Source organism: Bartonella gabonensis (genome assembly GCF_903679515.1).
Taxonomy (GTDB): Bacteria; Pseudomonadota; Alphaproteobacteria; order Rhizobiales; family Rhizobiaceae; genus Bartonella; species Bartonella gabonensis.
The window spans coordinates 1-2,759 of the sequence record NZ_CAHOYM010000077.1 but is presented as its reverse complement, the minus strand read 5'-3'; the positions used below and the strand labels follow the sequence as shown (position 1 = coordinate 2,759).

Annotated in this window: 3 protein-coding genes; 2 read left to right on the top strand and 1 reads right to left on the bottom strand. The window is 29.8% G+C overall.

Annotated elements, in window-relative coordinates; translation table 11 throughout:
* Nucleotides 1-1,093: 1,093 nt before the first annotated feature.
* Together HWX04_RS07990 and HWX04_RS07985 are read left to right on the top strand one after the other, a co-directional pair.
* Nucleotides 1,094-1,390 (top strand): DUF5330 domain-containing protein, encoded by a 297-nt coding sequence (locus HWX04_RS07990; RefSeq protein WP_175869596.1) that lies wholly within the window; start codon nucleotides 1,094-1,096, stop codon nucleotides 1,388-1,390.
* Nucleotides 1,391-1,555: 165 nt separating this feature from the next.
* The gene (locus HWX04_RS07985) at nucleotides 1,556-1,966 is read left to right on the top strand and encodes a SufE family protein (protein WP_175869595.1); all 411 of its coding nucleotides are present in this window, start codon (nucleotides 1,556-1,558) and stop codon (nucleotides 1,964-1,966) included.
* Between the two features lie 96 nt (nucleotides 1,967-2,062).
* Here the strand turns inward: HWX04_RS07985 and HWX04_RS07980 are convergent, their stop codons facing one another.
* Nucleotides 2,063-2,500 (bottom strand): Ros/MucR family transcriptional regulator, encoded by a 438-nt coding sequence (locus HWX04_RS07980; RefSeq protein WP_175869594.1) that lies wholly within the window; start codon nucleotides 2,498-2,500, stop codon nucleotides 2,063-2,065.
* Between the last annotated feature and the right edge of the window lie 259 nt (nucleotides 2,501-2,759).

Here is a 2,759-nt window from a genome sequence, read left to right as displayed (position 1 = left end):
AGTGATAACAATACTGCTATAGTATTTAGGATGTTTTGCGGTTTTTTTTCTGGACGTCTTTCGCTTTATTGTCATTAGTTTTGATTTTCAGTTGCGTTTATTTTGTATAAAGAAATGAATGTAAATTATTTCTTATTTCAATCTAAAAAGAAGTGCATTGATATTATTGCTTTTTTCTTTCAAATTCTTAGAATAAGCAGCTTCATTATATCCATTTATAAGTTGATAAATCAACAAGAGCTCTTATCAACTTTTATTAACTTCATATTTTACAAATCTTTAATCTGTATAAAGAGAGCATCAAATGATTAATACTCAAGAGCTTGTGGAGTTTTCAAACGAGCATTATCACATCTAATTATCCAAACAATAATGCCAGGTTATTCTTCATTTTTGGTGCATATGTTTGCCTATTCTTTAAAAAAGTTGAGAATATTTTCCTATAACGCTAAAATGATGATAATCGTCATTATTCTTTATAATTTACAGACAGAGGGTTACTTATCCGTAAACGGTTCGGTAAGAGCGATTATCTCTTAAGGCTATTATATTTTGGCATAAATTCCTTCTATTTATATTCAATAATTTTCATATAAATTGATGTTGATAATGTTATAGAAAAAATCTTGACTTGAGATAGAATCAAAAGAGATACATCTATTTTCTTAATATTTTTATCGACATTTTGATCATTTTTATGATGTGCTAGTAAAGTTTTATAGATAATATAAGCATTTTCTCGATACGAGAATCAGAATAACAGAGTTTGACGCTCTTTAGCCTTTTCAACTAAGCTTAAAATGATGAATGATTATTTAAAATGAGTATTTACACAATAGGAAAAAGAAATTGGGCTATGGGTATTAATCTTTGTTTTATCGCTAGACTTTCTTGTGGAATAAAAGGCTACAAATGGGGGATCTACACTTTACTATCCCTTATCCACAATCCTGATGATATCTTTTATTTTTTATCATAGTTTATTATATATAATAAGCTTGTAACTGTGTGATATTTTGTAAATTTTTTATAAAGGAGCAGTGTGTAAAATGTTTCTTTTATTACCTTTACTATTGCGATACATTGATTGCTCATGATACGTTTTTTAATCAAATTATCATTTTTTTTGTTTTTTATTTTTGTCATTATCTCATTTTTTATAGCAAATCCAAGTAATAACGATTCTTTTAACTTAAAAAATAATGAGTCAATAATGAGCGATATGATTATTGCTTTTAAGAGCGCTTTAAATGACTTAGGAACATTTTGTGACCGTAATAGAGAAACTTGTAACGTAGGAAAGACCTTTTTAAGTTCACTTGGCGAACGCGCATATCACGGTGCAAGAGCTGCTTATGAATATTTAGGGCGCATATTAGGGAACAACTAATGTTTCTCACAAAATGCAAATAAAAGAATTCTTACAAAATCATAAAATATTATCTTGAAATAAGAATTTTCAACATTCTTTATATTCGTTATGTTAGGAAAATAAATATTTATCTATCAATAAGTATACTCATTATGATTATTAAAAGGAAACAGGACTAACATAATGGCGGAAACAATCGACGATATTATAGAAAACTTTTCTCTTTTGGATAGTTGGGAAGATCGTTATCGTTATGTCATGGAGCTTGGCAATGAATTGCCACCTTTTCCGGAAAGTGCTCGAAATGATGCCCATAAAGTTCCTGGTTGTGTTAGCCAAGTGTGGCTTTTATCGTCACGTACTAATTCAGAAGATCCAATATTAACGTTTCAAGGTGATTCTGATGCTCATATTGTGCGTGGACTCATTTATATTCTTCTCACCTTTTATTCAGGCAAAAAAGCTTCTGAAATTCGTAGCTCTGATGCTCAAGATCTCTTTGAAAAACTTGGTTTAAATGAAAATCTTACACCACAAAGATCCAATGGTCTGAAATCAATGATCAAACGAATCCATAACGAAAGCTATATATAATTCTCTTTCTACAAATTATTATATACACAAAAATTTCACAGAAAATGTGCATTATATATAAATTTATACAGGAACTATATTTTTCGCAAAATATGATTATTTAGCTTTTTTCCGTTTGCTTTTGCGTCCAAGACCCATTTCTTTGGCTAAAGCTGATCGTGTTTTTGCATAATTAGGCGCTACCATAGGATAAGAACTGTCTAACTGCCATTTTTCACGATATTCTTCTGGCAACATTCCGTAATGTGTCATGAGATGACGCTTGAGAGATTTAAATTTCTTCCCATCTTCAAGACAAATGAGATAATCAGGAAATACTGAACGCTTTGGATTAACGGCAGGCCTTTGTTTTTCAACTTCGACTTCTGTTAACTCTAGATTCCCTGCTTTACGAAAAGCAGCATGGACATCAGCAATCAAACTTGGCACTTCAGTCGGTCGAATAGAATTATTACTCACGTAGGCAGCAACAATATCAGCAACCAATGTAATAATTAAATTGCTTTCAGTCTCTAAGACTGCACGATGTTCCATTCTTATTTCCTTTAATTCAAAATCGAGTAATCCAAAATCGAGATATAGTGCATATATTCATAATATAAAGATCCCATGCACATAAGTTTCATATTGTACAAAAATCTTTTTTGTCAATTCAATTATTCTATAAAATTGCCAAAACACAAAAAAATCAAATAAATACCTCTTTTTTGTCATAATATACGATGAGAAGAAAGAAATTCTTACATGTTAAAATATAATTTTATTCTATAACATATCATACATAATATATGAT

What these genes read in the sequence shown, in the direction of transcription:
- HWX04_RS07985 (WP_175869595.1), top strand. Translation starts at nt 1,556, where the DNA reads ATGGCGGAAACAATCGACGATATTATAGAAAACTTTTCTCTTTTGGAT.
- HWX04_RS07990 (WP_175869596.1), top strand. Translation starts at nt 1,094, where the DNA reads ATGATACGTTTTTTAATCAAATTATCATTTTTTTTGTTTTTTATTTTT.
- HWX04_RS07980 (WP_175869594.1), bottom strand. Translation starts at nt 2,500, where the DNA reads ATGGAACATCGTGCAGTCTTAGAGACTGAAAGCAATTTAATTATTACA.